This is a genomic window from Allobosea sp. P1_A7 (assembly GCF_056406775.1).
Window position 1 is genome coordinate 1 of sequence record NZ_JBFTZN010000056.1, and the last position, 25,046, is coordinate 25,046.

Consider the following 25,046-nt stretch of genomic DNA (forward strand, 5'->3'; position numbering starts at 1 on the left):
GCCGCACTGGGATGGCCGCACGCCCAAGAAGCCGCCGCAGAACCAGGGTCGCGGCCGCAATGGCCAGGGCTCCGGTGGCGGGCGCGATCATGGCCGGCCGCAGGGCCAGCGCCAGGGCGCGAAGCCGCAGCAGGCGGGCAAGCCCCAGCATGCCGGCGGTCAGCGCAGCGAGACACCGCGCAATGACCGTCCGCCGCAGCGCACTGAGGCGCCTTCGGCGCGAAAAGACAGCGTTGCCGGCAAGGAAGGACTTGGCGGCGTCGCGTTCTTGCAGCAAAGAACAGAGCAACGTCGCAATGGCGGCGCCCGGCGCCGCGCGAACTGACGCGCGGATAGCCAGGGGACGATCGGGCCGGCGGATCCCTCTGATCCGGTCGTCCGCCCAAGGCGCAGAAGAAGGACCAAGGAATGGCGAAAGAAGAACTTCTCGAGTTCGACGGCACGGTGGTCGAGGTGCTGCCCGATGGAAACTATCGGGTGAAGCTCGACAATGACCATGTGATCCTGGCCTACGCGGCCGGCAAGATGAAGAAGAACCGCATCCGCACGATCGCCGGAGACCGGGTCGTCGTCGAGATGTCGCCTTATGATCTTGATCGTGGCCGCATCAACTTCCGTCAGAAGACGGCGGGACCGGCTCCGGGTGGGCCGCCGCGCAATCAGAACTTCCGTCGGCGCTGAGCCGCAGCATGCGCTTCAGCCGGGTTGAACTGTTCTTCCTCGCTGTAGGCGCAGGCCTCGGAGGCCTTGTCGCACTCGCGGCTCACATTGGATGGCTGGCGGGATCGGCAGCTTTCCCGCGCTATCTGTTCGTCCTGATCGGGCTCGGCCTCATCGAAGTCGTCTTTGGTTTCGTGACGGGCCGCCCTCCCGGCGCCCTTGTCGGGATGCCCGCCCGGATCCTGGCCTTCGTGCTCGGTCTTGGCGTCCTGGCGCTGGTCACCGGCGGCATCGCCTGACTGCCTGCCATATTCCCCAAACACATGAAGGACCGCGCGCTGGCGCGGGATGCCGAGTGCTGGTCAGCATCGGGGAGACGTGCTAATATCCTTATGCTCAAAACGAGCATAGCTGGCTAGCAACAGGCCGGCGGCGACCCGGAGCGGAGCTCCGGCATCGCAGGGATGAGGAGGATGCCATGTCTTTGGGCTTGGAAAAGTCTCGGGGCTTCGAGGCCGACAACGCTGTCGCCCCGGTCACTGTCGCGCGCCGCAGGGACGATCCGCGCTTCCGGCCACTGCCGATGCCCGACCTGACCTGGACGCCTGAGGTCGAGGCGGCGACGGCGCATCTCTACGAGAAGGTCAAGGCCGTCATTCCGGCAGTGGAGTGGCCCTTCTTCGCGCCGACGATCAAGGCGATCAACGAGCTGAAGCAGGTCCGCAACGCGGTCATCCTCGGCCATAACTACATGACGCCGGAGATCTTCCATTGTGTCTCCGACATCGTCGGCGACTCCTTGCAGCTCGCCAAGGTGGCCTCGAAGACCAAGGCAGAGGTCATTGTGCAGGGCGGCGTGCATTTCATGGCCGAGACCTCGAAGCTGCTCAGCCCCGAAAAGATCGTGCTGATGCCGGACATGAAGGCCGGCTGCTCGCTGGCCTCTTCGATCACGGGCGCCGATATCCGCCTGTTGCGCGAGCGCTACCCCGGCCGTCCGGTCGTCGCCTATGTCAACACCTCGGCCGATGTGAAGGCGGAGGTCGATATCTGCTGCACCTCCTCGAATGCCGTGCAGGTGGTCGAGAGCCTGGGCGTGCCGGAAGTCATCTTCGTGCCTGACCAGTATCTGGCGAAGAACGTCGCGGCGCAGACCAAGGTGAAGATCATCTCCTGGGCCGGCGCCTGCGAGGTGCATGAGCGCTTCACCGCCGAAGAGCTCGTGCGCTACCGCGAGGCCGATCCGAGCATCAAGATCGTTGCCCATCCGGAATGCCCGCCGGAGGTCGTCGCCGTTGCCGATTACGCCGGTTCGACCAAGGGGATGATCGACTGGGTCAAGCATGAGCTGCCGGGCCGCGTCCTGCTCGTCACCGAATGCTCGATGGCGGACAATGTTGCAGCCGAGACGAAGGGCGTCGAATTCGTACGGCCCTGCAATCTCTGCCCGCATATGAAGCGCATCACCCTGCCCAAGATCCTCGAATCGCTGGTCTATATGCAGCACGAGGTGGTGATCGATCCGGCGATGGCCGAGAAGGCCCGCCGCTCGGTCGAGCGCATGGTCAACCTGACGATGTAAAGCCTGCATGCCTCTCCCCCCAGGGGGAGGGGCCCTGGCGGCGGATTGGCCCTCATGCCTGACATCCAAGCGGATATCCTCATCGTCGGCGGCGGGCTGGCGGGGCTGTTCACGGCCCTGAAACTGGCGCCGCTGCCCTGCACGGTGCTGGCGCCGCGCCCCCTCGGCGAGGGCTCTTCCTCGAGCTGGGCGCAAGGCGGCATTGCCGCGGCGATGTCCGAGGGCGACACGGCCGGCAAACACGCTGCCGATACGATCGCGGCGGGTGCCGGCATCGTCGACGAGGCCGTCGCGCGCATGGTTGCCAATGAGGCTGCCGAACGCGTCCATGATCTTCTGTCCTATGGCGTCCCCTTCGATCGCGATCTCGCCGGGCGCCTCTTGCAATCGCGCGAGGCCGCCCATTCGGAGCATCGCGTCGTCCGCGTCGGCGGCGATGGTGCCGGCGCCGCGATCATGCAGGCGCTGATTGCGGCGGTGCGGCAGACGCCTTCGATCACCGTCCGGGAAGGGTTCATTGCCGAGGACCTGCTTCTGTCGGATGGCGCCTGCACGGGCGTGCTGGCGCGCGGCGAGCACGGGGCGGCGCGCGAGGCGACGCGATTTCATGCTGTCGCGACCGTGTTGGCCACGGGAGGCATCGGCCATCTCTACGCGCTGACCACGAACCCGGCGGAGGCGCGTGGCGAAGGACTGGCCATGGCGGCACGCGCCGGCGCGACGATTGCCGATGCGGAGTTCGTGCAGTTTCATCCAACCGCGCTGGCGCTCGGGCTCGATCCCGCCCCGCTGGCGACCGAAGCGATCCGGGGCGATGGCGGCATTCTCGTCAATGCCGCTGGCGAGCGGTTCATGCTGGCTGCCCACAAGGACGCCGAGCTCGCCCCACGCGATATCGTGGCGCGCGCCGTCTTCGCCGAGATCGCGGCCGGGCGCGGTGCCTTCCTCGATGCAAGGGCGGCGATCGGCGCGGAGTTTTCCGAGCGCTTTCCCGCCGTCACCGCCGCCTGCCGCAAGGCGGGCATCGATCCAGCGACCGAGCTCATGCCGGTGGCGCCGGCCGAGCACTACCACATGGGTGGTGTGGCGACGGACGCTCATGGTTACACGACGCTTCCCGGCCTTTATGCCGCCGGTGAAGTGGCCAGCACCGGCCTGCATGGTGCCAACAGGCTCGCCTCGAATTCCCTTCTGGAGGCGGTGGTTTTCGGCGCACGTGTCGCCGAGCACCTGAAGGGCCGCCCGTTGGTGATGAAAGCCAGGGGGAAGCCGGTCCGCATGAGCGGCACGGCGGCCTGTCTGCCGACGGCCGCGGACCAGCGCGCGATCGAGCGCTTGCGCGCGATCATGTCGGAAAGGGCAGGCGTGGTGCGTGACGGGGCAGGGCTGCTTGCCGCGTCGCGTCAGCTCCAGGCCATTGCCGAGGCTGCGGACAGTTCGACGCTCGTCAACATGGCGAGTGCCGCCCTCATCATCGTTGCAGCCGCACTTGCCCGGCGCGAGAGCCGTGGCGGCCATTGGCGCAGCGATTTTCCGCACGCCAGCACGGCGCTGGCGACGCGCAGCAAGCTGACATTATCGGCGCCGCCTGCCGCGCGCCGCGCCCTGTCCTGATCCGGAGCCCGACGTGAGCCAAGCCGTCCTCAATCCCCTGCTCATCACCGAAGCGGTGCGTGCCGCTCTGATCGAGGATCTCGGCCGAGCCGGTGACATCACCACCCTTGCGACGATTCCGGCCGGCAAGCGGGCAAGCGCGGTGATCGCCGCGCGCAAGAGCGGCATCGTTGCCGGGCTGCCCTTCGCCCGCGAAACCTTCCGGCAATACGACCCGTCGGTTCGCTTCGAGGCCGCCATGTCGGATGGCGACAGGCTCGAACCCGGCGCCATTGTGGCTCGCATCGAGGGGGAGGCCCGCTCCGTCCTCTCGGCAGAGCGTGTCGCCTTGAATTACATGGGTCGGCTCTCGGGCATCGCTACACTGGCAGCGGCCTATGTAGCCAAGGCCGCGGGCACGAAGGCGATGATCGTCGACACCCGCAAGACCACGCCAGGCCTGCGCGCGTTCGAGAAATACGCCGTTCGCTGCGGCGGCGCCGGCAACCATCGCTATGGGCTCGATGACGCCATCCTGATCAAGGACAACCATGTCGCCGTCGCCGGCGGCATCCGCCCGGCGCTGCAGGCGGCCAAGCGCCAGGCCGGTAACTTCGTCAAGATCGAGATCGAGGTCGATACCCTGGCCCAGCTCGAGGAGGTCCTCGTCGAAGGCGCCGACATCGTCATGCTCGACAACATGTCCGTTGCCGATCTGATCACGGGCGTTGCGATGGTCGGCGGCCGCATGAAGGTCGAGGCCTCCGGCGGCATCACGCTCGACACTGTCGCGGCGATTGCGGCGACCGGCGTCGACATGATCTCGGTGGGCGCCCTGACCCATTCCGCCAGCGTGCTCGACCTCGGGCTCGATATCGAGATCGCATGAAAAAAAGCCCCGGCCGAAGCCGGGGCGTAAGGTCATTTCCGTGGTTAAAAGGGTCTGCGTCTAAACTCTCGGTAGGCGTGAACTCAATAGCGGCCGCGCGCCCAGTATTGCGAGCCGGGGCTCATCAGCACCTGGCGCTGGCGCGTTTCGTAGAGAGCGGGGATCGTCTCGTGCACGACCTGCGTCTGGCGCACCATGACCTTGCGCTGACGCTGGCCATAGACCGCGGGCAGCGTCTCGTAATCGGTGCTCGCCGGGCTGATCTCGACCGTGCGCTGCTGGATGCCGAAGCGCGCCGGCACGTCGACCCAGCAACCGGTGACATTGCCATAGAGATCGCGGCTCACCTCCCAGCGACGCCCCGCCGGTGAGATCAGGACCTGTTCGGCAACCGTGCTGTACTGGGCCGGGCGATAGCGCGGGATGACCCGCTGCGGATGCACCATCACCTGCTCGGTGACGTATTCATATTCGGCCGGAATGATGCGCGACTGCGTCTGGGCCGGGCGCGCGACATAGGTCTCGTTGATCGTGCCATAGACCGGGGGCGACTGCTGCAGCGTGTAGCAGGCGGAGCCATAGCAGCCACCGCCAGCCTGGGCGCCCTGGGCGCCGAGCAGCAGCGCGGCCGCAGCCACCGAAGCGGCCAATGCGGAAGCGGAAAACACCTTGCCTCGCATGTCTGACTCCGACCTCCCCGGCGGCGTCCTGGCGCCGCCGTGTTGGAGGCAGAAAGCCAGCCGGCAGTGATGAACGCAAGGTAAACGCGAAAACAAGGTAAAATTAACCATGATCCGGCGCGTCCGGCAAGGCCTCGAATACTGAATTGGAATGCAAAGGCAGCAGGCCGGCGAGCCCTACGCAGCGGAAGCCTCCCGGCTCAAGGGTAGAGCGGGCCGCAAGTCCCGGCCGGGCACGGTGGCAAGAACGATTTCGTTCAGCGTGCAGCCGAGATGGACGCAGCTTCGGGCTGTATCCCCCGGGCTCAGATCACGTTCCGCTCGGACCAGGAGAGGCGCAGCAGGACAAGTTGCCGGATCCTCCGTTCACAGCCTCCTGAATGGGTGGGCAGGGAAYCGAGCCATAGGAACAGAACACGCAGCAATCGCCCTGCTTCGGCCGGAGCAATGCGCCGCATCCCTTGCATTCGTAGAAGAACTGGCAGGCGTCGGTCGGCATCGTCTCGGCCGCCGCGTGTCCGCAATGCGGGCAGGTAATCAGGGACTGAAGCTGCATTCAATTCACGCGCGGTTCTGAGGCATCATAGATGCAATTCCAAGCGACGGGCCGGGTCAAGCTGACAGGATGACTTTCATGAGCGTCCTGCCTGGTGCTGCCCGGAAGGATCAGGTCCTGGCGCAGGGGCTTTCGCTGAGCACCCTCATGGAGCCGACAGAGGTTTCCAGGGCAGGGGGCCCGCCCGTGGGGTGACCTCCGGGCCGGCCAGAGGTGCCTCGATGCAGCCTCGCTCCCGCAAGCCAAGACCCCGCATTCTCGCAAACAAGCCCGGTATTCAATCTGTTTGGAGTCAGGGCCCGCGGTTGAAAATTCAGGATAGACTAAGTCTGGCCCGGCCTCAGCTGATAGAAGACGTGCCGGCCGATCACGTCCATTTTCTTCAGCTTCTTGGCCCAGTACGGCCGAACATAGTCCGCGTGGTAATGCGTGGAGGCGCCGACATCCGCGAGATAGGTCGTGCCCTCAAAGACCTCGCGTGCGATGCGCACGGAGGCGCGCCACGGCTCGGGCTCGGTGATTCGCAGCGACTTGCCCTCGCAGGCGAAGGTGAACTGGCAGGCGAGGTAGCGGTTCCGGTTCTGGTAGACCACGCCGCAGACCGAGTCCGGATAAAGCCCGCTCTTCACCCGGTTGAGCACGACCTGCGCGACCGCAGCCCGGCCTTCCTCGGATTCCGAACGAGCCTCGAAATAGACGGCTTCGGCGAGGCAGCGCTGCTCGCGCGCCATGTTCTCCGGCAGGATCAGCCCGGTATAGATCTGTTTCGGCCCCGGATCGCTCTTGCGCGCGACGCTGGTTGCGGGAGCGGCGGCCTTGCCGCTGGCGGCGGGCCGTGCGGCGGCCACGGCCGGCGGGGTCGTCCGCGCGATCGTGGCGACGCTGTAGTTCACGGTCGGAGTCGACGAGGACTGTGCCGAGGGGGGCGGAACCGAGGGGGTCGAGCCGTCGATGCTCTCAAGCTTCAGCTCGGCTTCCCGCGGCGAGGTGATGATCCGCTTCGGCGAGCTCGGCGAGGAGTCCGAGAGGGCTGGGTCGGTCAGTCCCTCGTCATTGGCATAGGGCTCGAACCCCACTTGCGGACCGTCGCTGCTTTCGCCCTCGCGCACGGCGTCGAGCGCAAAGCCGCCCGAAATCAGGCCCGGCTGGTTGTCGCCGAAGACGACACGTTCGAGCTCGCGTGGCTGCGGGGTAAGCGTCAGGCCCGGGCGCAGGCCCGGCAGCAGGTCGCCCTTGGCGCTGCGGTCGACCTCGGGGAAGGCGCTTGCCGTGCGCTTCATGTCCTCGCGCGGCTGGCGCGGATCGATGGCGATACGCCGTTCGGGGTCGTCGAAGGAGAGATGAGCCTGTTGGATCGAGGATGACAGCGTGAGGCCCGGCAGGCGGAAGGCGCTGGCCGCAACCAGCATCGAAGGGCCTTCCTCGAGCACGGATTCGGGCGAGGGCGCCGCGCGCCGCAGCATGGAATAGGGAATTGCGTCGCCGTCGTGATTTTGCCCGGCGGATGCGGTGAAGGAAACCAGCAGCCCGACGGACAGCGCCCAGGGCGCGACCGTGGCCAGGGCCCATTTCAGACCCAACGCCCTGATTCGCCTCGTGCGACGCCGTAACCGCAACTGACTCAACGCTCTGCCCGCCTTGACAACACCGGGGGTCGGCCGCGCAGCCAAGGCGCGCTTTTCGACGATCCCGTTATCCATCCGGTAGGGTTGAGAGCCGGTTAATGCCGCGCTCAGGCGCGCGTTCTTCGGCGACCCGCGTTCCATGTGCGGCCGTGATGTGGAATTTCACGAAAAGACATTGTTGCGGCGCGGGACGAAACGATAACGTGCAGCCACACGTTTAAACTTGCTCTCCTTCTGTCCTATTGTCGGAGCTCCCAATGAGTGCGGCCACTGGGCGCAGATACGCGCCTGAAATCGTCGTCGCTGCCGGCTGTCTGATCGCGCTGATCACCTTCGGCCCCCGCGCCAGCGCCGGTCTGTTCCAGATCCCGATGACGCTGGAATTCGGCTGGGGGCGCGACACGTTCAGTATCGCCATTGCCCTGCAGAACCTGCTCTGGGGCCTCGGCGCTCCCTTTGCCGGCGCCGTGGCCGACCGGTTCGGTACGGTGCGGGTGCTGTGCTTCGGTGCGTTGCTCTATGCCGCCGGCCTCGTCGTCATGGCCTATGCCACGACGCCGATGACGATGCATCTCGGCGCCGGTGTGCTGATCGGCTTCGGCCTTTCGGCCTGTTCGTTCAATCTCGTGCTGGCTGCCTTCGGGAAGCTGCTGCCGGAGCAATGGCGCCCGATGGCATTCGGTGCCGGGACCGCGGCCGGCTCCTTCGGCCAGTTCCTGTTCCCGCCGATCGGCAACATCATGATCGAGCAGATCGGCTGGCATCAGGCGCTTGTCGTCTTCGCCGGCTCGGTGCTGCTGGTGATGCCGCTCGCCATCATGCTGGGAACGCGCAAGACCGGAGAGGCCAGGCAGGTTGCTTCGGCCGTCAACCTGCCGAACCAGAGCGTCACGCAGGCCCTGACGGAGGCCTTCAAGCATCGCAGTTACGTCCTGCTCGTGCTCGGCTTCTTCACCTGCGGCTTCCAGCTCGCCTTCATCACCGCGCATATGCCGGCCTATCTCAAGGATGCGGGAATGCCCGCCTGGGTCGGCGGCTGGACACTTGCCGTGATCGGTCTCGCGAATGCGGCGGGTTCTCTCGGCTCCGGCTGGCTGACCTCCCGCATGCCGAAGCGCCATTTGCTGGCCTGGATCTATCTGGGGCGGGCGGTTGCCATCGCGGCCTTCATCCTGCTGCCGGCAAGCCCGGCCACCGCGCTGGCCTTCGGCGTCGTGATCGGCCTGTTCTGGCTCTCGACCGTGCCGCCGACCTCCTCGCTGGTCATGCTGATGTTCGGCACGAAATACATGGCGATGCTCTATGGCTTCGCCTTCTTTTCGCATCAGGTCGGCGGTTTCCTCGGCGTGCTTCTCGGTGGCATCCTCTATGAGCGCACCGGCTCCTACGAGATCGTCTGGTGGCTTTCGGTCGCTCTGGGCGTCGCCTCCGCCCTGATCAACCTGCCGATCGTCGAGAAGCCTGTGACGCGCGCGGTGCCGCAGCCCGCCTGATCGGGACGAGGCAAAGGCGCACATGCTTGCGCCTTGCGGATTGCCCGGGCTCGTTCCACTCCTGCCGTGACCAGTTGGCACGACAGGAGTGATGCATGTCCAGCTTTAAGGCGCTCGTCGCGACGAAGGGCGAAACCGGCCCGAACCTCGCCTTTACGGATTTCGCCGAAGCCGATCTGATGGAGGGTGACGTCACCGTCCGCGTCACGCACTCGACCGTGAACTACAAGGACGGGCTCGCGATCACTGGCAAGGCGCCGGTGATCCGGCGCTGGCCGATGATTCCCGGGATCGATTTCTCCGGCCGGGTTGAGACCTCCAGCCACCCCGATTTCAAGCCGGGCGATCTCGTCATCCTGGATGGCTGGGGCACGGGTGAGACCCATCTTGGCGCCTATGCCCAGAAGAGCCGGGTCAAGGGTGACTGGCTGGTGCCGCTGCCGGCCGGCATGACCCCGGCCGACGCCATGGCGATCGGTACCGCGGGCTACACCGCGATGCTCTGCGTGCTGGCGCTGGAGAAGCACGGGCTGAAACCCGCTGACGGCCCGGTCGTGGTCACCGGTGCCGCCGGCGGCGTCGGCTCAGTCGCAATCGCGCTTTTGGCGAAGGCGGGCTGGCATGTCATCGCCTCGACCRGCCGCGCCGAGGAGGCCGACTATCTCAAGGGCCTCGGCGCAGCCGAGATCATCGACCGCAATGAGCTCTCCAACCCCGGCAAGCCGCTGGCCAAGGAGCGCTGGATCGCCGGCGTCGACGCGGTTGGCTCGCATACGCTCGCCAATCTGCTGGCGATGACCCGCTATGGCGGCGCCGTTGCCGCCTGCGGGCTGGCCCAGGGCATGGATCTGCCGGCTTCGGTTGCACCCTTCATCCTGCGAGGCGTCTCGCTGCTCGGAGTCGATTCGGTGATGTGCCCGAAACTACGCCGGCTCGAGGCCTGGGCGCGGCTGGCTTCCGATCTCGATCGCGACAAGCTTGCTGCCATGACCTCGACGATTCCGTTGGAGAGCGTGATCGAGACCGGTAAGGCGATCGTCGAGGGCAAGGTGCGGGGCYGGGTGGTGGTCGAGGTGGGCTAGAGCCCCGGACCGAAAAGTGGAATCCACCTTTCGGAAAAGTCCGATGCTACGCAAAGAGAGGGATCGCCACATTGCGTCCGGTAGGACGCACGGCGATCCAAGGCTCACCCCGTCCCTTCGATCAGGCCGCGGTGCTTCGCGAGTTCGTTTCCGCAAAAGTCCATGAAGGCACGCACCCGCGGCGCGTTGCGGATATCGGGATGGGTCAGGATCCATAGCCCCGTCGAGAAATCCGGATTGGGCGCCGTCAGGCGCGTCAGGCTGGGGCGCTGATCGGCGATGAAGCAGGGCAGGGGGCCGATGCCGATCCCCTGTTCGACGGCTTCGGTGAGGCCGAGTACGGCCGAGCATTTGAGCGCGATCCGCTCCGGCGCGACATGGTCGCGGACATGGCGTGCCGCCTTCACATAACCGAGCTGGTCGCCGAGTGTGACCCAGTCCCGTTCGAAGAGAACGGCAGGATCGGCGGCTTCCTCCGAGGTGAGCCCGTCCTCGCTGCGGCCATAGATCGCCCAGTTCAGCGTCGCGAGCCGGCGCCCGACCAGCGTTTCCCCGGGCGAATCGCTGGCCCGGATCGCAACATCGGCATCGCGCTTCGAGAGGTTGAGCGTCTGGTAGCCGATGGCGACATCCAGCCGGATCGCCGGATGCGCCTGGCGGAACGCCGCGAAGATCGGCAGCAGCATGTTGAGGAAGAGCGTGTCGGTCGTGGTGACGCGGACCTCGCCGGAAGGAGCGACATCGCGCCCGGCCAGGCGGCGGTCGAAGGCGGTGACATCCTCCTCCATGCGGCTCGCCAGGACGGCCATCTCTTCGCCGGCGCAGGTAGCGACATAGCCCGTCTTGTGGCGTTCGAAGAGGGGCAGGCCGAGCTGTTCCTCGATCTGCCCGAGCCGGCGGAACACGGTGGAATGATTGACCCCGAGAGCAGCAGCCGCACCCGTCAGCCCGCCGTGATCGGCGATCGCCTTGACCAGCCTGAAATCATCCCAGGCGAGATTGGACTTCATCGACGCAGGCTCCGGTTGCGGCGGCAGCATCGCGATATCTTGCGCAATTGCAAGGCGCTGTTTGCGGGGCTCAGCGCGGTGCCGCAGCGCGCCTCAATCGGTCGTTGATGGCTTCCCCGAGGCCGTGCGCGGGCACCGATGCGATCGCAATCGCCTTGGGGCCCTGCGCATCGAGCTGGCGCATGTAGCCGAAGAGATTGGCTGCAGCTTCCGCGAGATCGCCGCGCGGGCTCAGGTTGAGCGAAATCGCCGGCGCGACGAAGCCCGCTGGCTCCGGTCCGAAGCCGAGCCAGGCTTCTCCGGTGCGGGGCGCTTCGGCGTCCAGCCGCACCGCGGCAGCGGGCGCGTAATGCGAGGCGAGCAGTCCGGGCGAAATCGGTGCGGCGCCAGCCTCGCCGGCGAGCACCAGCGGGCGGCCGATCACGCCCTCGATCGCCGCGCGGGAGACGCCGCCCGGTCGAAGCAGCCTGGGCGCCCCATCGAGGCAGGCGATGATCGTCGACTCGACACCGACCTCGGCCGGCCCGGCATCGACCACGGCATCGATCCGGCCATCGAGATCGGCCAGCACATGCTCTGCGCTGGTGGCGCTGACCCGGCCCGACCGGTTGGCGGAGGGCGCCGCGATCGGGCGTCCGGCCGCTTCGAGAATGGCATGGGCGAGCGGATGCGACGGCACGCGCAACGCGACGGAGGCAAGCCCGGCGCGTGCCAGCTCGCTGACCTGGCAGGCGGACGAAGCCGGCACCACCAGCGTCAGGGGCCCGGGCCAGAAGGCCTTTGCCAGTGCCAGCGCATTGGCATCGAACAGGCCTTCGCGCCGTGCAGCCTCGACGCTCGGCAGATGCGAGATCAGCGGATTGAAGCTCGGCCGCTCCTTTGCCGCATAGATGCCGGCGACGGCGTGGCCGGATGTCGCGTCGGCCGCCAATCCATAGACGGTCTCCGTCGGCAGCGCGACGAGGCCTCCGGCGCGCAGCAGGCGCGCGGCCTCGGCAATGCCTTCGGCATCGGCCTGCAGAATGCGGGTCGGACGTATCCCGGAGCCCGTTGACCTGGAATGGTTCATATATAAACTGTGTTGCGCGGCAGTGCGTATGGCGGAAAGTCGTGAGGCTGGCGCGTGGCGAAGGGGATAGTTCGCCGCTAACATCGCCGTCAACGCATAACGACGGCAGCAGACCTTGCGCCGGCACATTGCCAGGCGGGCAGGGCATTCAGGGAGAAGGCCATGAGCTATCGCGCCCCGGTCGAGGACATCGTCGCCACCTTGCGCCATGTGGCAGGGCTGGACCGGCTCGTTGCCGATGGCCTGGCCCCCGAGCTCGACGGCGGAATGACCGAAGCGATCCTCGGCGAGGCGGCGAAATTTGCGGGCGATGTGATCGCGCCGCTCAATATGGTCGGCGACAAGGTCGGTTCAACGCTGAGGGATGGCGCGGTGACCACGCCGCCCGGCTGGAAGGAGGCCTACAAGGCCTGGGCCGAGGCTGGCTGGAACGCACTGCCGGCGCCGGAGGCCTATGGCGGGCAGGGCCTGCCGGCGCTGGTGCAGTCGGCCTGCACCGAGATGTGGAATTCTGCCGCCTTCGCCTTCGCGCTTGGCCCGCTGCTCACCGTCGGTGCGATCGAGGCACTGCATGCCCATGGCTCGGCGGAGCTGAAGGAGACCTATCTCGCCAAGCTCGTCTCCGGCGAGTGGATGGGCACGATGAACCTCACCGAACCGCAGGCCGGCTCCGACCTCAACGCGCTGCGCTCGAAGGCCGAGCGCGCCGGGGACGGCACCTATCGCATCACCGGCCAGAAGATCTTCATCACCTATGGCGAGCACGACATGACCGAGAACATCGTGCATCTCGTCCTCGCCCGGCTGCCCGATGCGCCTCCCGGCACACGCGGCATCTCGCTCTTCCTCGTGCCGAAATACCTCGTCAACGCAGATGGAACGCTCGGCGCCCATAACGACCTGCGCTGCTCCGGCATCGAGCACAAGCTCGGCATCCATGCCTCACCGACCTGCTCGATGGCCTATGGCGACAATGGCGGAGCGATCGGTTGGCTGATCGGCGAGGAGAACCGTGGCCTCGCCTGCATGTTCACGATGATGAACAACGCCCGGCTGAACGTGGCGCTCCAGGGCGTCGCCATCGCCGAGCGGGCCTATCAGCAGGCGCTCGCCTTCGCGCATGAACGCAAGCAGGGCGCGGCACTCGATGCGCCGAAGGGCGCGCCGATGAGCCCGATCATCGTGCATCCCGACATTCGCCGCATGCTGATGGAGATGCGGGCCAAGACGCAGGCGGCGCGTGCGATTTCCTACATGGTCGCGGAAGCGCTCGATCGTTCGCATCGCGAGACCGATATCGGCAAGCGCAAGCAGGCCGCCGAACGAACCGCGATTCTAACGCCGGTGGCGAAGGCCTATGCGACGGATATCGGCGTCGAAGTCGCCTCGACAGGCATCCAGGTCCATGGCGGCATGGGCTATGTCGAGGAGACCGGCGCGGCCCAGCATCTGCGCGATGCCCGCATCGCCACGATCTATGAGGGGACCAACGGCATCCAGGCGATCGATCTCGTGCAGCGCAAGCTGCCGCTCTCCGGCGGCGATGCCGTCAGGGCGTTGATCGCCGAGATGCGGGGCGTGGCGGACGAGGTTGCGGCGGCCAACACGCCCGGCTTCGGCCGCACCGCCGAGCGGCTGAAGAGCGCAGTCGACGCGCTGGAGCGCGCAACCGAATGGATGCTCGCGACCATGGGGGCGAAACCCGCCGAGGTGCTCGCCGGCGCGACGCCCTATCTCAAGCTCTTCGCCCTGGCGCAGGGCGGAACCGGGCTGGCGAAGAAGGCGCTTGCCATGCGTGCCGAGGAAACCGGCGCCGCAGCCGTGGCTACGGCCCGCTTCTTTGCCGAGCATGGCGCCATCGAGGCCCCGGGGCTGGAACTCGCCGTGACGGAAGGCGCTGGCGCCGTGACCGAGGCCGACATGGTCTTCGCCGCGTGAGCGGGGTGCCGTGCGCCTCAGCCGGCCTTGCGCACGCGCAGGTGCAGGAACAGCGGCGCGACGCGGGTATCCGCAAGATAGGGCTCGCGCGCCGCGGTTTCCGCGTCGACAGTCGGCTCGTGCATATGCTCGATGGTGAAGCCAGTCGTGATGAGGAGGTTGATCCAGTCGCTCAGCGTGCGATGGAAGCGTGGCACCTTGAACGGCTCGACCTTGGCCTTCTCATGCGCCGGCGCAGCCCCGAAGCGCCAGGTCTCGATCTCGCCATTGGTGGCGCGGAAATACTCGCGCACCTCGATCCCGAGCACGGTGCCGTTCTCGTCGCGCAGCACCCGGCGGAGTGGCGTGGCGAAACAGGGATGCAGGATGGAGAATTGCAGGAAGCCGCCGGGGCGCAGAACGCGCTCGGCTCCGGCCAGGACGCGATCCTGCCGCGGCATATCCATCAGGGACATGAAGGCGGTTGCGAAATCGAAACTCCCGTCGGCGAAGGGCGGATCCATGCCGTCGGCGACTTGGTAGGAGATGCCGAGTGGAGCGGCAGCTTCCGCCTCCTGTGCGTGCCGAATGAAGGTCGGCGCGATATCGATGCCGGTCATCCGGGCGCCGGCCTGCGCAATCCCGCGGGTGTTGGTGCCTTCGCCGCAGCCGATATCGAGGCCCTCGAGCCCGATGACGGAGGGCAGGTTCGCCATGAAAGCCGGCGTGTTCTGGGCATCCCGATAAAGGTCGTAGCCGGCGCGCGCATGGCGCGTCCAGGTTTCGGCATTGGCCTCCCAGCAGGCGGCGACGTCTGCGCTGTCCATTCCGGCTCTCCTGATTCGGGGGACGGTTCGTCTAGAGGATTGCCGATGTCTGCGCTACCGGAATTGTCGCTCCGGTGGTGACCGGCGCCGACCTTGCGGCAGCGCCGCTCGCTAGCCGCATCTGCCTCGTTGCGGGAGCCTCGCGCGGCCTGGGGCGCGGCATCGCGCGGGCCCTGGGCGAAGCAGGGGCAACCGTCATCGTTACCGGCCGCTCCAGCGAGGCCGGCCCCCGCACGGACCAGCGGCCGGAGACTTTTGAGGACACGGCGCGCGAGGTCGAGGCGGCCGGCGGCAAAGGGCATCCCTATCGCTGCGACCATACGCAGGAGCGCGAGGTCGATCAGCTTGTCTCCTGGGCTCTGCGACGCTTCGGCCGGCTCGATTGCGTCGTCGATGCGGTCTGGGGCGGCAATGAGGGCTATGACGGCGACAGGTACCCCGACGGATCGGCCTTTGGCACGCCGTTCTGGCGCCGCCCGGCTGCACGGCTGGGCCAGGGCTTCGAGAGTGGCGTCTATGCGCAGCTCCTGCTGGCGAAGGCCGTTGCGCCGGCCATGGTCCAGATGCGCAAGGGGCTGATCGTAACCGTGGGTTTCGATACCGGTGCGGGCTATCTCGGCGATGTCGTCTACGATCTCGCCAAGGCTGCGATGAACCGGCTGACCTTCGCCATGGCGCAGGAACTCAGGCCTTACGGTGTCACCGCGCTCGGCCTCTCGCCCGGCCATGTCCTGACCGAGCGCGTGCAGGATGCCGGCATGGCGGCCGAGACGACGGAGACGCCACTCTATGCCGGCCGGGCCGTCGCCGCGCTCGCCGCCGATCCCGATGCCAGCCGGCACGCCGGGACCGTGCTGCATGTTGCCGATCTCGCGCGAGCCTATGGCTTCACCGATCAGGACGGCACTCAGCCGGCCCGTTTCACCATTCCAGATTGAGAGGGAGAGAGACCATGTCGCTCAAGAACAAGACGCTCTTCATCACCGGCGGCTCGCGCGGCATCGGGCTCGCGATCGCGCTCAAGGCGGCCCGCGACGGCGCCAATGTCACCATTGCCGCGAAGACGGCCGAGCCGCATCCGAAGCTGCCGGGCACGATCCATACCGCCGCCGCCGAAATCGAGGCCGCCGGCGGAAAATGCCTGCCGCTGATGGTCGATGTGCGCGATGAGGCTGCGGTCGCGGACGCCATTGCCAAGACGGCAGCCACCTTCGGCGGCATCGACATCGTCGTGAACAATGCGAGCGCGATCAATCTGACCAACACGCAGATGACCGACATGAAGCGCTTCGATTTGATGCACCAGATCAACACGCGCGGCACCTTCATGGTCTCGAAATATGCGATCCCGCATCTGGAGAAGGCGGAGAACCCGCATATCCTGATGCTCTCGCCGCCGCTCGACATGAAGACGCACTGGTTCGCGCCGCATCTCGCCTATTCCATCGCGAAATACGGCATGAGCCTGTGCGTGCTGGGCCTGGCCGGCGAACTCGCCCCGAAGGGCATCGCGGTCAACGCACTCTGGCCCCGCACCACCATCGCGACCGCGGCCGTCCAGAATCTGCTCGGCGGCGACAAGATGGTGCAGGCGAGCCGCACGCCCGAGATCCTGGCCGATGCCGCGCATATGATTTTCCTGAAGTCGTCGCGGCAGTTTTCCGGCAATTTCCTGATCGACGACAGCTTCATGGCCGGCGAAGGCGTCACCRACTTTTCGGCCTACCGCGTCGATCCGTCAGTGCCGCTGATGCCGGACTTCTTCGTGCCCGCCGACAGCAAGCCGCCAGCCGGTGTGAAGGGCGGGGTGTGAAGCGCGCCGCAAGGCGCGTCATCGGTTTGACATCGTTGGTGGCTTGGAGTTCCTGCCCTGCAGCAAAGCGGCCTGTCGGCTGCCGACGAGTCGCTCCCCTATGCTCCTGATCCACAGCATCTGCCCCGACCATGGCGACCGGTTGGCCCATCGCCCGCTCTCGCAGGATGAGCCGATCCCGGTGGGAGCCGTCTGGATCGATCTCCTCAATCCGACCTCCACGGACGACAAGCGGGTCGAGGCCCATCTCGGGATCTCGATCCCGACGCGCGAGGAGATGCATGACCTCGAGCCGTCCGAGATCATCTATACCGAGAACGGCGCGCATTACATGACGGCTCGGGTGATCTGCCAGTCGGATAGCAACGTCCCCAAGCTGGCGGACGTCACCTTCATCCTGACCGAGAAGGCGCTGGTGACGGTGCGCTATGACGAGCCCGGCGCATTCGGCATCTTTCTCAACCGCGTCGCCAAGCCGGGCGGCTGCGGCATGCAGCCCGAAGCCATCATGGAAGGGTTGATCGAGGCCATCGTCGACCGGGCCGCCGAGGTGCTGCGCGGCGTCGGCGACAAGATCGACGGTGCCTCGCGCCGGGTCTTCGACGGCAAGGCGGCCGAGGTCGAGCAGGGCAGCGCCTATCAGGGCGTGATCCAGAAGATCGGCCAGTACGAGCACATCATCTCGAATGTGCGCGAGAGCATGGTGGCGATCGAGCGCGTGCTGCTCTTCCTGTCGGCCAATTACAAGCGGCCGAAAAAGGCCGCGAGTGGTTTTGCGCCGGAGTGGCGGACCTCGATCCGCGACGTTCAGGCCATCGAGGAGCACGCGACCTTCCTCTCGAACAAGCTGCAATTCATGCTCGATGCCACGCTCGGCCTTGTCAGCATCGAGCAGAACAAGATCATCAAGCTGTTCTCGGTCGTTGCTGTCGCGCTGATGCCGCCGACGCTGATCGCCTCGGTCTACGGCATGAACTTCAAGACGATGCCGGAATTGGATTGGCAGTTCGGATACCCGATCGCGGTCGGCATGATGATCGTCGCGGCCGTGGTGCCCTATGTCTTATTCCGCTGGAAAAAGTGGCTCTGACGCCCGGATTGAAGATTGCCCGGCCCGCGATAATGGCCAAAGGTCAGGGGCTTTCCAGGCGCTGTGCCGGAAGCTTCCTTGGACCAACATCACATGAAGCGAATTCTGGCGGCGGTCGCCCTTCTGGGCGTGCTCGCGACATCGGCCCATGCGCGCAATTTCGCGGTTCCCGACAAGGATCCTGCCGTCACCATCACCGTGCCGGACAATTGGGCCACCGAGGAGATCGCCTATGGCTACTCCGCCCAGTCTCCCGGCAAGGACGTCTTCTTCTCCGTCGAATATGCCAGCGCCCGCGATGTCGAAGCGATGCTGGACAATAACGAGAAGTGGATGAAGGAGAACAACATCAAGAAGGTGCCGCCGAAGAAGGCCGAGGCGCCTCTGAATGGCATTCCTGCGACCATCTTCCAGTTCGAAACCAGCGACGACAACGGGCCGACGACAGTCGAGTTCATCATGATGTCGGCCTACAAGAACCGCATGATCATGCTGACGCTCTGGGGCTCCGATGAGGAGCGCACGAAGCATGGCAAGGCGATCGACACGATCATGAGCAGCGTCAAGCCGATCCAGTAGATCGCTGCTCCGTCACCGGGGCGAGAGGCGCTGGAGCAGCGCCTCTCCGCGCGGCGACAGACGATAGCCGCTCGTCAGGCTTTCCGTCAGCCCGAGCGCCTTGAGTTTGCGCACATCCTGCTTGAACGGAAGGGTTTCCCTGCCAAGCAGTGCCGCAAGCTCTGGTGCGCGCCGTGCCGGATGAGCCGCGATCAGCGCGAGCGTCGCCAGCGTCCAGGCCCGGCGCGTGTCGAGGCGCATGAGGCGCGTTTCGATGTCGTGCATCTCCGGCTCGCCAAGCTCGGCCTCCGCCCGCAAGGCGATGCGTGGATCTGGCCCGGCAAGCCGCAGGCGGATCCGGTAGAGCTGGCCCTCGCGGCTCGAAAGCTCTGCAAGCAGGCTTTCACGCGTGTCATGTCCTGCGGCACGCGCGTCGTCCTCGCTGATCTCCGCGACCGGTTCGACCTCCTCGATCGCCAGCAGGCCGATGCTCGTCAGGAGCGTGCCGCCCGCCCTGACGCTGGGCCGGCGCCAGCGGCGGAACACAAGCGTGACGCGCCCGGCTGCGATGGCATCCAATGTCCTGCGGTTCAGCAACACGGTGTCACGCCAGCACGCGGGCCATCACGTCCTTGAGGCCCTCGCTGTCGCGCGTCAGCCAGCCAGGAACGGGCAGGCCCTTCGAGCGCAGGAATTCCGGATTGAACAGCTTTGACTGATAGCGTGTGCCGTAATCGGCGAGGATGGTCACGATGGTGTGGCCCGGACCCATCTCMTTTGCCAGCCTGATCGCGCCGGCGACATTGATGCCGGAAGAACCGCCGAGGCAAAGCCCTTCATGCTCCAGCAGTTCGAAGACGAGCGGGATCGCCTCCTCATCAGGGATCTGGAAGGAGACGTCGATCGGAGCGCCCTCGATATTCCGGGTGATCCGGCCCTGACCGATGCCCTCTGTGATCGAGGAGCCTTCCGCCTTCAATTCGCCGGTCGTGAACCAGGAATGCAGGGCCGCCCCCATCGGATCGGCAAGGCCGATGCGGATCTTTGGGTTGAAACCCTTCAGCGCGATCGCGGCGCCGGCAAGCGTGCCGCCGGTGCCGACCGCGCAGATGAAGCCGTCGACCTTGCCGTCGGTCTGTCGCCAGATCTCCGGCCCGGTCGTCTCGATATGCCCCTGCCGATTGGCGATGTTGTCGAACTGGTTGGCCCAAATCGCGCCGTTCGGCTCACTCTTCGCCAGTTCCTCGGCGAGACGGCCCGAGACCTTGACGTAATTATTGGGATTGGCGTAGCCGACCGCAGGCACCTCGACCAGCGTCGCGCCGGCAAGCCGCAGCATGTCCTTCTTTTCCTGCGACTGCGTCTCGGGGATCACGATCACCGAGCGGTACCCAAGTGCATTGCCGACGAGGGCAAGCCCGATGCCGGTATTGCCGGCCGTGCCTTCGACGATCACGCCGCCGGGTTTCAGGAGGCCGCGCGCCTCGGCATCGCGTATGATCGCGAGGGCGGCGCGGTCCTTGACGGATTGCCCCGGGTTCATGAACTCGGCCTTCCCCAGGATCGTGCAACCGGTCATCTCCGAGGCACGCTTGAGCTTGATCAGGGGCGTGTTGCCGATGGCTTCGATGACACCGTTGCGGATCGTCATGATGGAAATCGCTCCTCGGGCCGAGACGCGTCTCCGGTCGGGCCGGAGCGGCGCTGCACGTCAAGATAGAGAATTTTCTTCTCGTTTCACGGGAAGAATTTTTCGAATTGCGTGGATTGGGCGACCGAATTTCCCTCTTTCGGTTCAACCTGATAGGCGAACCTAAACCGAAGGTCACAAACGTAAATCCGCATGTCCATTCTCGCCATGAACGAAACCCTCACGATCGCGCATCTCGGCCAGCGCGGCGACGGCATTGCCGAGACGTCCCAAGGGGCGGTCTTCGTGCCCTATACCCTGCCCGGGGAGACGGTGCGGGTCGTTCGCGATGGCGACCGCGCGCAACTCGTCGAGATCCTGGCGCCCGCTGAATCGCGGGTGGCGGCGATCTGCCCGCTCTTTACCCGCTGCGGCGGCTGCGCGGCGCAGCATATGCCTCCGGCACTCTATCAGGACTGGAAGCGGCAGCAGATCGTGACCGCGCTCGCCCGTGTCGGGATCGATGCGCCGGTAGCGGCGGTGGTCGATGCGCATGGAGTGGGTCGGCGCCGTGTGACCTTCCACGCCCGGCGCGAAGGCGCGGGCATGATGGTCGGCTTCATGATGGCCCGCAGTCATGACCTCATTGCCGTCGAGGCCTGTCCGGTGCTGGCTCCCGGCCTTGCGCGCGCTCCTGCCGTCGCGCAGCTGCTCGCCAACCGGCTGGGGGGCTCGAACAAGCCGCTTGACCTTCAGGTTACGACCTCCGAGGCCGGGCTCGATGTCGATATTCGCGGCCACGGCCCTGCCGGAGGCAAGCTGCGCCTGACCCTGACTGAGGTGGCCCAACGGCTCGATCTCGCCCGGCTCGCCATGCATGGCGATGTAATCGTCGAGCGCCGCCCGCCTTTGCAGGCCATGGGGCGAGCCTATGTTGCGCCCGGCCCCGGCGGTTTTCTCCAGGCGACGGCGGAAGGTGAGGAGCGTCTCGCTGCGCTCGTCGTCGATGCGCTGCCGAAGGTGAAGCGCGTGGCGGATCTTTTCGCGGGATGCGGACCTTTCACCTTCCGGCTGGCGGAGAAGGCGCAGGTTCATGCGCTGGAGAGCGACAAGGCAGCCGTGCAGGCTTTGCTCAGGGCCGCGAGCGCAACGCAAGGGCTGAAGGCCGTCACGGGCGAGCAACGCGATCTCTTTCGCCGGCCTCTGCTTGAGTCCGAGCTGAACGGCTTCGATGCGGTGGTGCTCGATCCGCCTCGCGCAGGCGCGGAGGCGCAGGTGAAGCGGCTGGCCGCGTCCAAGGTCGCGACCGTCGTCTATGTCTCCTGCGATGCCGGGAGCTTCGCACGCGACGCGGCGCTTCTGGTCGCGGGCGGATATGCGCTGGACGGTGTCACGCCGGTCGACCAGTTCCGGTATTCCGCTCACATAGAGCTGGTCGCCCGGTTTCGGCGCTCAGGCAAGAAGTGACCCCGGAGACCCTATGAGCGCTCAAGTTCTGGACCGGATGGCCGGCATCGTCGGCGCGCGCAACATCATCGCCGAGCCTGATGCGATGCTGCCCTATCTCAAGGAATGGCGGGATCTGTTTCGCGGCCAGGCGACGGCAGTCGTGCGGCCGGGCTCGACCGAGGAGGTCGCGGCGATCGTCAGGCTTGCAGCCGAGACCGGGACGACGCTGGTGCCGCAGGGCGGGAATACCGGGCTTGTCGGGGGGCAGATCCCGGTTGCCGACGGGCGTGAGATCATTCTCTCGCTGCAGCGGCTCGACAAGGTTCGTGCCGTCGATGCCGAAGGCGACACCATGATCGTCGAGGCCGGGGTTACGCTCCAGCGTGCGCAGGAGGCGGCTGAAGCGGCCGGACGGCTCTTCCCGCTCTCGCTCGCCTCGGAGGGCACTTGCACCATTGGCGGCAATCTCTCGACCAATGCCGGTGGCACCGCCGTGATCGCTTATGGCAATGCTCGTGAGCTCTGCATGGGGCTCGAGGTTGTGCTGGCTGACGGCCGCATCTGGAACGGGCTCAGGCAACTCCGCAAGGACAATACCGGCTACGACCTGAAGAACCTCTTCATCGGAGCCGAAGGAACGCTCGGCGTCATCACCGCTGCGGTGCTCAAGCTCTTCCCGCTTCCCGCGGCGCGCGCCACGGCCTTCCTTGCGCTGCCGGGGCCGGCGGAGGCGCTGGCCTTGCTCAACGCCGCCAAGGCCGGCGCGGGCGGCACATTGACGACCTTCGAACTCATGCCGCGCATCGGGCTTGAATTCGTGCTGCGCCATGCGGCCGGCACCCGTGACCCGCTTTCGGAGCCGTCGCCCTGGTACGTGCTGATGGAGGTTTCGGCTCAAAGCGCGGTCGGTCTCAATGAGGCTGTCGAATCCTTCCTGGGCGAGGCACTGGAAAACGGCCTGATCACCGATGCCGCGCTGGCCGGCTCGCTGGAACAGCGCAAGGATTTCTGGAAGCTGCGCGAGATGCTGTCGGAGGTGCAGCGTTTCGAGGGCGGCTCGATCAAGCACGACATTTCCGTGCCGTTGCACGCAACGGCGGATTTCCTGGCTCGCGCCATTGCGACGGTCGAGGCGATGATCCCCGGCTGCCGCGCGGTGCCCTTCGGTCATCTTGGCGACGGCAATATCCATTTCAATGTCAGCCAGCCGGTCGGGGCCGACAAGGAGGCCTTCCTGGCGCGCTGGAATGAGATCAATCGCGCCGTCCATGCCATCGTCACCGAGATGCATGGCTCGATCTCGGCCGAGCACGGCATTGGCCGGCTCAAGCGCTACTTGCTCCCGAGCGTGAAGGATCCGGTCGAACTCGCGCTGATGAAGACATTGAAGGCGACGCTCGACCCGCAGGGCATCCTGAACCCCGGCGCCGTGCTGTAAGACGACAGCCCGTCAGGCTTGGCTGCAGACGGGCACGCTGCTCAGAACAGGCTCCCCTGCGCCGGTGGCTCCACCGGCCGGCGCGGCTTTGCGGGCGGTGCCCGGTTTTCCGTTGCCGCGTCATAGGGGGCCTGGACTTCAGGCCCGTCATTGCTGACCCGGTTCACCGCGGTCCCGATCCGGACCGCTTCCAGCAAATCCTCCGCCGGAGGCTTCAGCAGCGTTGCGACATCGTCGTCGCGCGCGCTGGCATCGAGCCAGGCTGCGTGATCCGCAGGTGCGAGGATGACGGGGCAGCGGTGGTGGAAGGCTGACATCAGGCCGTTGGCCGGACCGGTGACCATCGCAACCGTGTCGATCTCGGAGCCGTCCTGCGAATGCCAAGTCTCCCACAGGGCGGCGAAGGCAAAGAGGCCGTGATCCGGCTTGCGGAACAGATAGGGGCGGCTCTCCTTGTCGAGCCGATGCCATTCATAGAAGCCGTCGACCGGCATCAGGCAGCGCCTGCGGCTGAAAGCAGCGCGAAAGGACGGTTTCTCGCGTGCGCTCTCGCTGCGGATATTGATCACCAGCGGAAAGTCCCTGGTGTCCTTGACCCAGCCGGGAATGAAGCCCCAGCGCATCAGCAGGAACTGTCGTCTGCCTTCGTGATTGCGGATGACAGGCACGGGCTGCGTGGGCGCGATGTTGTAGCGCGGCGGAAAATTGGGCTGCTCGGGATAGGCGAAGTGTTCGCGCATCGCCTGAGGCGGAAGGGTAATGGCGTAGCGACCACACATGTCGCGCTGGATGTGCCAAGCCTTACCGCTCGGATCAACACTTTATTCGGGTTTGGTCGAGCATAGTCCCGCCAATTCAGAGGCCTGAGGATGACCGCCCCCGCGATGAGAGCGCTGGCCGTTGACGCGGATGAACGGCTGGGTCCGACCGGGAAGCCCCCGCTCTCGACCGACTATCTCAATCGCTATGGCGAAGCGCTGATGCTGATCGAAATGGTGCCGATGGATCGCGGCACCATCGAGGAGCTCCGCAGCTGGCGGGCCGTTGGCTATCGCGAGCATTTCCAGACCTCGCGGCTGCGCTGCGCACCGGAGGCGCTTGCTGCCTACGACCAGCTCGACGCTCGTCAGATCGAGGCTTTCGAAGAGCTCTGCCGCACCATGAGCCAGTTGATCGCTGCGGCGACCGCGCTGCTCGGGGATCTGGATGAAGGCGAGGACGTCGCGGCAGTCGTCGAGGTCGCAGCTGAAGCGTTGCGCAGTCTGATCGGTCACACCACGCTCTTCATCAACGTCAACGGCCAGATCGACACCGACGACTTCGATGTCCGCTCACTGCAGAGCAATATCGACGCCCTGTTCGCGAACTSAGTTAGCGCCCTAAGCATCGGCCCGAAAAGTGGTCTGCGGTTTGATCTAACCTGACCGGTAGCCGCCAATCAGAAACTCGCGATTGCCGTCGCCGCCCTCGATCGGTGAGGGGATCGGGCCGCTGACCGCGAAGCCCAGTTTCGCGAACAGCGTCGAAATCTCCGCGCAGACCTGGGCGTGCACGGCTTCATCGCGCACCACGCCCTTCTTGAGCGCCGCTCGTCCGGCTTCAAATTGCGGCTTGATCAGCGCCGCGATCCGGGCCTCGGGCGTCAACAGGCCGGCAACGGTCGGCAGGACAAGCCTCAGCGAGATGAAGCTGACATCGATCACGGCGAGCGCGGGAGCCGGGGCAAATTYTCCCGCCGCCAACGCCCGGATATCGCGCGCTTCGAGGCTGGTGACGCGCGCAAGGCCTCTCAGGCTGGGATGAAGCTGGTCCCGCCCGACATCGACGGCGAACACGTGGCTCGCGCCCCGCCGGAGCAGGACGTCGGTGAAGCCACCGGTAGAGGCGCCGACATCGACGCAGGTCAGCCCGGCCGGATCGAAGCCGAAGGCATCGAGCGCGGCCGCCAGCTTGAGGCCGCCACGCGAGACATAGGGATGCGGTGCCTCGGCCAGGATCTCGGCATCGCGCGCGATCATGTCAGAGGCTTTTCGCACGGTGACGCCGCCCGCCGAGACGAGGCCCGCAGCAATCGCCGCCTGTGCC

At 66.1% G+C, this 25,046-nt stretch carries 25 protein-coding genes and 1 pseudogene; 16 read left to right on the forward strand and 10 right to left on the reverse strand.

Translation table 11 applies throughout. The annotated features are described in order from the left end of the window. The 6 genes and pseudogenes from AC1D34_RS12300 to nadC all read left to right on the forward strand — a co-directional run. A pseudogene (locus tag AC1D34_RS12300) lies at positions 1–325 on the forward strand (hypothetical protein); the annotation flags it as partial. A gap of 83 nt (positions 326–408) precedes the next feature. Then, entirely contained in the window at positions 409–681 is a 273-nt protein-coding gene (gene infA, locus AC1D34_RS12305) for a translation initiation factor IF-1 (RefSeq protein ID WP_054207590.1), read from the forward strand. An 8-nt stretch (positions 682–689) separates the two neighbouring features. Continuing rightward, complete coding sequence (locus tag AC1D34_RS12310) at positions 690–959, forward strand: hypothetical protein (protein ID WP_476824336.1); 270 nt, start codon at positions 690–692, stop codon at positions 957–959. Positions 960–1,138: 179 nt separating this feature from the next. Beyond that, positions 1,139–2,242, forward strand: a complete 1,104-nt coding sequence (gene nadA, locus AC1D34_RS12315) for a quinolinate synthase NadA (protein WP_441489002.1) — start codon at positions 1,139–1,141, stop codon at positions 2,240–2,242. Between the two features lie 54 nt (positions 2,243–2,296). Continuing rightward, entirely contained in the window at positions 2,297–3,856 is a 1,560-nt protein-coding gene (locus AC1D34_RS12320; RefSeq protein ID WP_476824337.1) for an L-aspartate oxidase, read from the forward strand. A 13-nt stretch (positions 3,857–3,869) separates the two neighbouring features. Continuing rightward, a complete protein-coding gene (nadC, locus tag AC1D34_RS12325; RefSeq protein WP_476824338.1) occupies positions 3,870–4,724 on the forward strand; it encodes a carboxylating nicotinate-nucleotide diphosphorylase in 855 nt (284 codons plus the stop codon). 83 nt (positions 4,725–4,807) lie between these two features. On the opposite strand, the gene AC1D34_RS12330 is transcribed toward nadC, so the two are convergent. The 3 genes from AC1D34_RS12330 to AC1D34_RS12340 form a co-directional block, all read right to left on the reverse strand. Further along, on the reverse strand, positions 4,808–5,404 hold the full coding sequence (locus AC1D34_RS12330; protein ID WP_441489005.1) for a hypothetical protein: 597 nt from the start codon (positions 5,402–5,404) through the stop codon (positions 4,808–4,810). Positions 5,405–5,714: 310 nt separating this feature from the next. Further along, positions 5,715–5,960 (reverse strand): GDCCVxC domain-containing (seleno)protein, encoded by a 246-nt coding sequence (locus AC1D34_RS12335; RefSeq protein ID WP_476824339.1) that lies wholly within the window; start codon positions 5,958–5,960, stop codon positions 5,715–5,717. A 323-nt stretch (positions 5,961–6,283) separates the two neighbouring features. After that, positions 6,284–7,540: a cell wall hydrolase gene (locus AC1D34_RS12340; RefSeq protein WP_441489007.1), complete on the reverse strand. Its 1,257-nt coding sequence runs from the start codon at positions 7,538–7,540 to the stop codon at positions 6,284–6,286. 302 nt (positions 7,541–7,842) lie between these two features. On the opposite strand from AC1D34_RS12340, the gene AC1D34_RS12345 reads away from it, so the two are divergent. Both AC1D34_RS12345 and acuI read left to right on the forward strand, forming a co-directional pair. After that, complete coding sequence (locus tag AC1D34_RS12345; RefSeq protein ID WP_441489008.1) at positions 7,843–9,078, forward strand: MFS transporter; 1,236 nt, start codon at positions 7,843–7,845, stop codon at positions 9,076–9,078. Positions 9,079–9,173: 95 nt separating this feature from the next. After that, complete coding sequence (gene acuI / locus AC1D34_RS12350; RefSeq protein WP_476824340.1) at positions 9,174–10,160, forward strand: acrylyl-CoA reductase (NADPH); 987 nt, start codon at positions 9,174–9,176, stop codon at positions 10,158–10,160. Positions 10,161–10,264: 104 nt separating this feature from the next. Here acuI and AC1D34_RS12355 read toward each other — a convergent pair whose 3' ends face one another. Both AC1D34_RS12355 and AC1D34_RS12360 read right to left on the reverse strand, forming a co-directional pair. Further along, on the reverse strand, positions 10,265–11,170 hold the full coding sequence (locus AC1D34_RS12355; protein ID WP_441489010.1) for a LysR family transcriptional regulator: 906 nt from the start codon (positions 11,168–11,170) through the stop codon (positions 10,265–10,267). Positions 11,171–11,240: 70 nt separating this feature from the next. Then, positions 11,241–12,239, reverse strand: a complete 999-nt coding sequence (locus AC1D34_RS12360) for an L-threonylcarbamoyladenylate synthase (protein WP_441489011.1) — start codon at positions 12,237–12,239, stop codon at positions 11,241–11,243. 162 nt (positions 12,240–12,401) lie between these two features. Between AC1D34_RS12360 and AC1D34_RS12365 the strand changes: the two genes are divergently transcribed. Then, complete coding sequence (locus tag AC1D34_RS12365; RefSeq protein WP_476824341.1) at positions 12,402–14,177, forward strand: acyl-CoA dehydrogenase; 1,776 nt, start codon at positions 12,402–12,404, stop codon at positions 14,175–14,177. Positions 14,178–14,194: 17 nt separating this feature from the next. Here AC1D34_RS12365 and AC1D34_RS12370 read toward each other — a convergent pair whose 3' ends face one another. Next, the gene (locus AC1D34_RS12370) at positions 14,195–14,983 is read right to left on the reverse strand and encodes a class I SAM-dependent methyltransferase (RefSeq protein ID WP_476824342.1); all 789 of its coding nucleotides are present in this window, start codon (positions 14,981–14,983) and stop codon (positions 14,195–14,197) included. Positions 14,984–15,060: 77 nt separating this feature from the next. On the opposite strand from AC1D34_RS12370, the gene AC1D34_RS12375 reads away from it, so the two are divergent. The 4 genes from AC1D34_RS12375 (at position 15,061) to AC1D34_RS12390 (ending at position 18,465) form a co-directional block, all read left to right on the forward strand. Beyond that, on the forward strand, positions 15,061–15,921 hold the full coding sequence (locus AC1D34_RS12375; protein WP_476824343.1) for an SDR family NAD(P)-dependent oxidoreductase: 861 nt from the start codon (positions 15,061–15,063) through the stop codon (positions 15,919–15,921). 14 nt (positions 15,922–15,935) lie between these two features. Next, on the forward strand, positions 15,936–16,796 hold the full coding sequence (locus tag AC1D34_RS12380) for an SDR family oxidoreductase (protein WP_476824344.1): 861 nt from the start codon (positions 15,936–15,938) through the stop codon (positions 16,794–16,796). 100 nt (positions 16,797–16,896) lie between these two features. Continuing rightward, a complete protein-coding gene (locus AC1D34_RS12385) occupies positions 16,897–17,886 on the forward strand; it encodes a magnesium transporter CorA family protein (RefSeq protein WP_476824345.1) in 990 nt (329 codons plus the stop codon). Between the two features lie 93 nt (positions 17,887–17,979). After that, positions 17,980–18,465, forward strand: a complete 486-nt coding sequence (locus tag AC1D34_RS12390; RefSeq protein ID WP_476824346.1) for a hypothetical protein — start codon at positions 17,980–17,982, stop codon at positions 18,463–18,465. Between the two features lie 12 nt (positions 18,466–18,477). Here AC1D34_RS12390 and AC1D34_RS12395 read toward each other — a convergent pair whose 3' ends face one another. Further along, a complete protein-coding gene (locus tag AC1D34_RS12395; RefSeq protein ID WP_476824347.1) occupies positions 18,478–19,044 on the reverse strand; it encodes an ASCH domain-containing protein in 567 nt (188 codons plus the stop codon). 4 nt (positions 19,045–19,048) lie between these two features. Next, positions 19,049–20,095, reverse strand: a complete 1,047-nt coding sequence (locus tag AC1D34_RS12400) for a cysteine synthase A (protein ID WP_476824348.1) — start codon at positions 20,093–20,095, stop codon at positions 19,049–19,051. A 192-nt stretch (positions 20,096–20,287) separates the two neighbouring features. Here AC1D34_RS12400 and AC1D34_RS12405 point away from each other — a divergent pair, with 192 nt between their 5' ends. Both AC1D34_RS12405 and AC1D34_RS12410 read left to right on the forward strand, forming a co-directional pair. Beyond that, positions 20,288–21,541 (forward strand): class I SAM-dependent RNA methyltransferase, encoded by a 1,254-nt coding sequence (locus AC1D34_RS12405; protein WP_476824349.1) that lies wholly within the window; start codon positions 20,288–20,290, stop codon positions 21,539–21,541. Positions 21,542–21,554: 13 nt separating this feature from the next. After that, positions 21,555–22,961 carry an FAD-binding oxidoreductase gene (locus AC1D34_RS12410; RefSeq protein ID WP_476824350.1) on the forward strand — a complete coding sequence of 469 codons (1,407 nt, stop codon included), beginning with the start codon at positions 21,555–21,557 and terminating at the stop codon, positions 22,959–22,961. A gap of 41 nt (positions 22,962–23,002) precedes the next feature. Here the strand turns inward: AC1D34_RS12410 and AC1D34_RS12415 are convergent, their stop codons facing one another. Then, positions 23,003–23,740: an SOS response-associated peptidase gene (locus AC1D34_RS12415; RefSeq protein WP_476824351.1), complete on the reverse strand. Its 738-nt coding sequence runs from the start codon at positions 23,738–23,740 to the stop codon at positions 23,003–23,005. Positions 23,741–23,941: 201 nt separating this feature from the next. Here AC1D34_RS12415 and AC1D34_RS12420 point away from each other — a divergent pair, with 201 nt between their 5' ends. Further along, positions 23,942–24,385, forward strand: coding sequence for a hypothetical protein (locus AC1D34_RS12420; RefSeq protein WP_476824352.1), 444 nt, complete (start codon positions 23,942–23,944; stop codon positions 24,383–24,385). Here the strand turns inward: AC1D34_RS12420 and AC1D34_RS12425 are convergent. Then, a partial coding sequence (locus AC1D34_RS12425) for a TlyA family RNA methyltransferase (RefSeq protein WP_476824353.1) occupies positions 24,377–25,046 on the reverse strand: 670 nt, incomplete at its 5' end. The two genes, AC1D34_RS12420 and AC1D34_RS12425, sit on opposite strands and share 9 nt — an antisense overlap.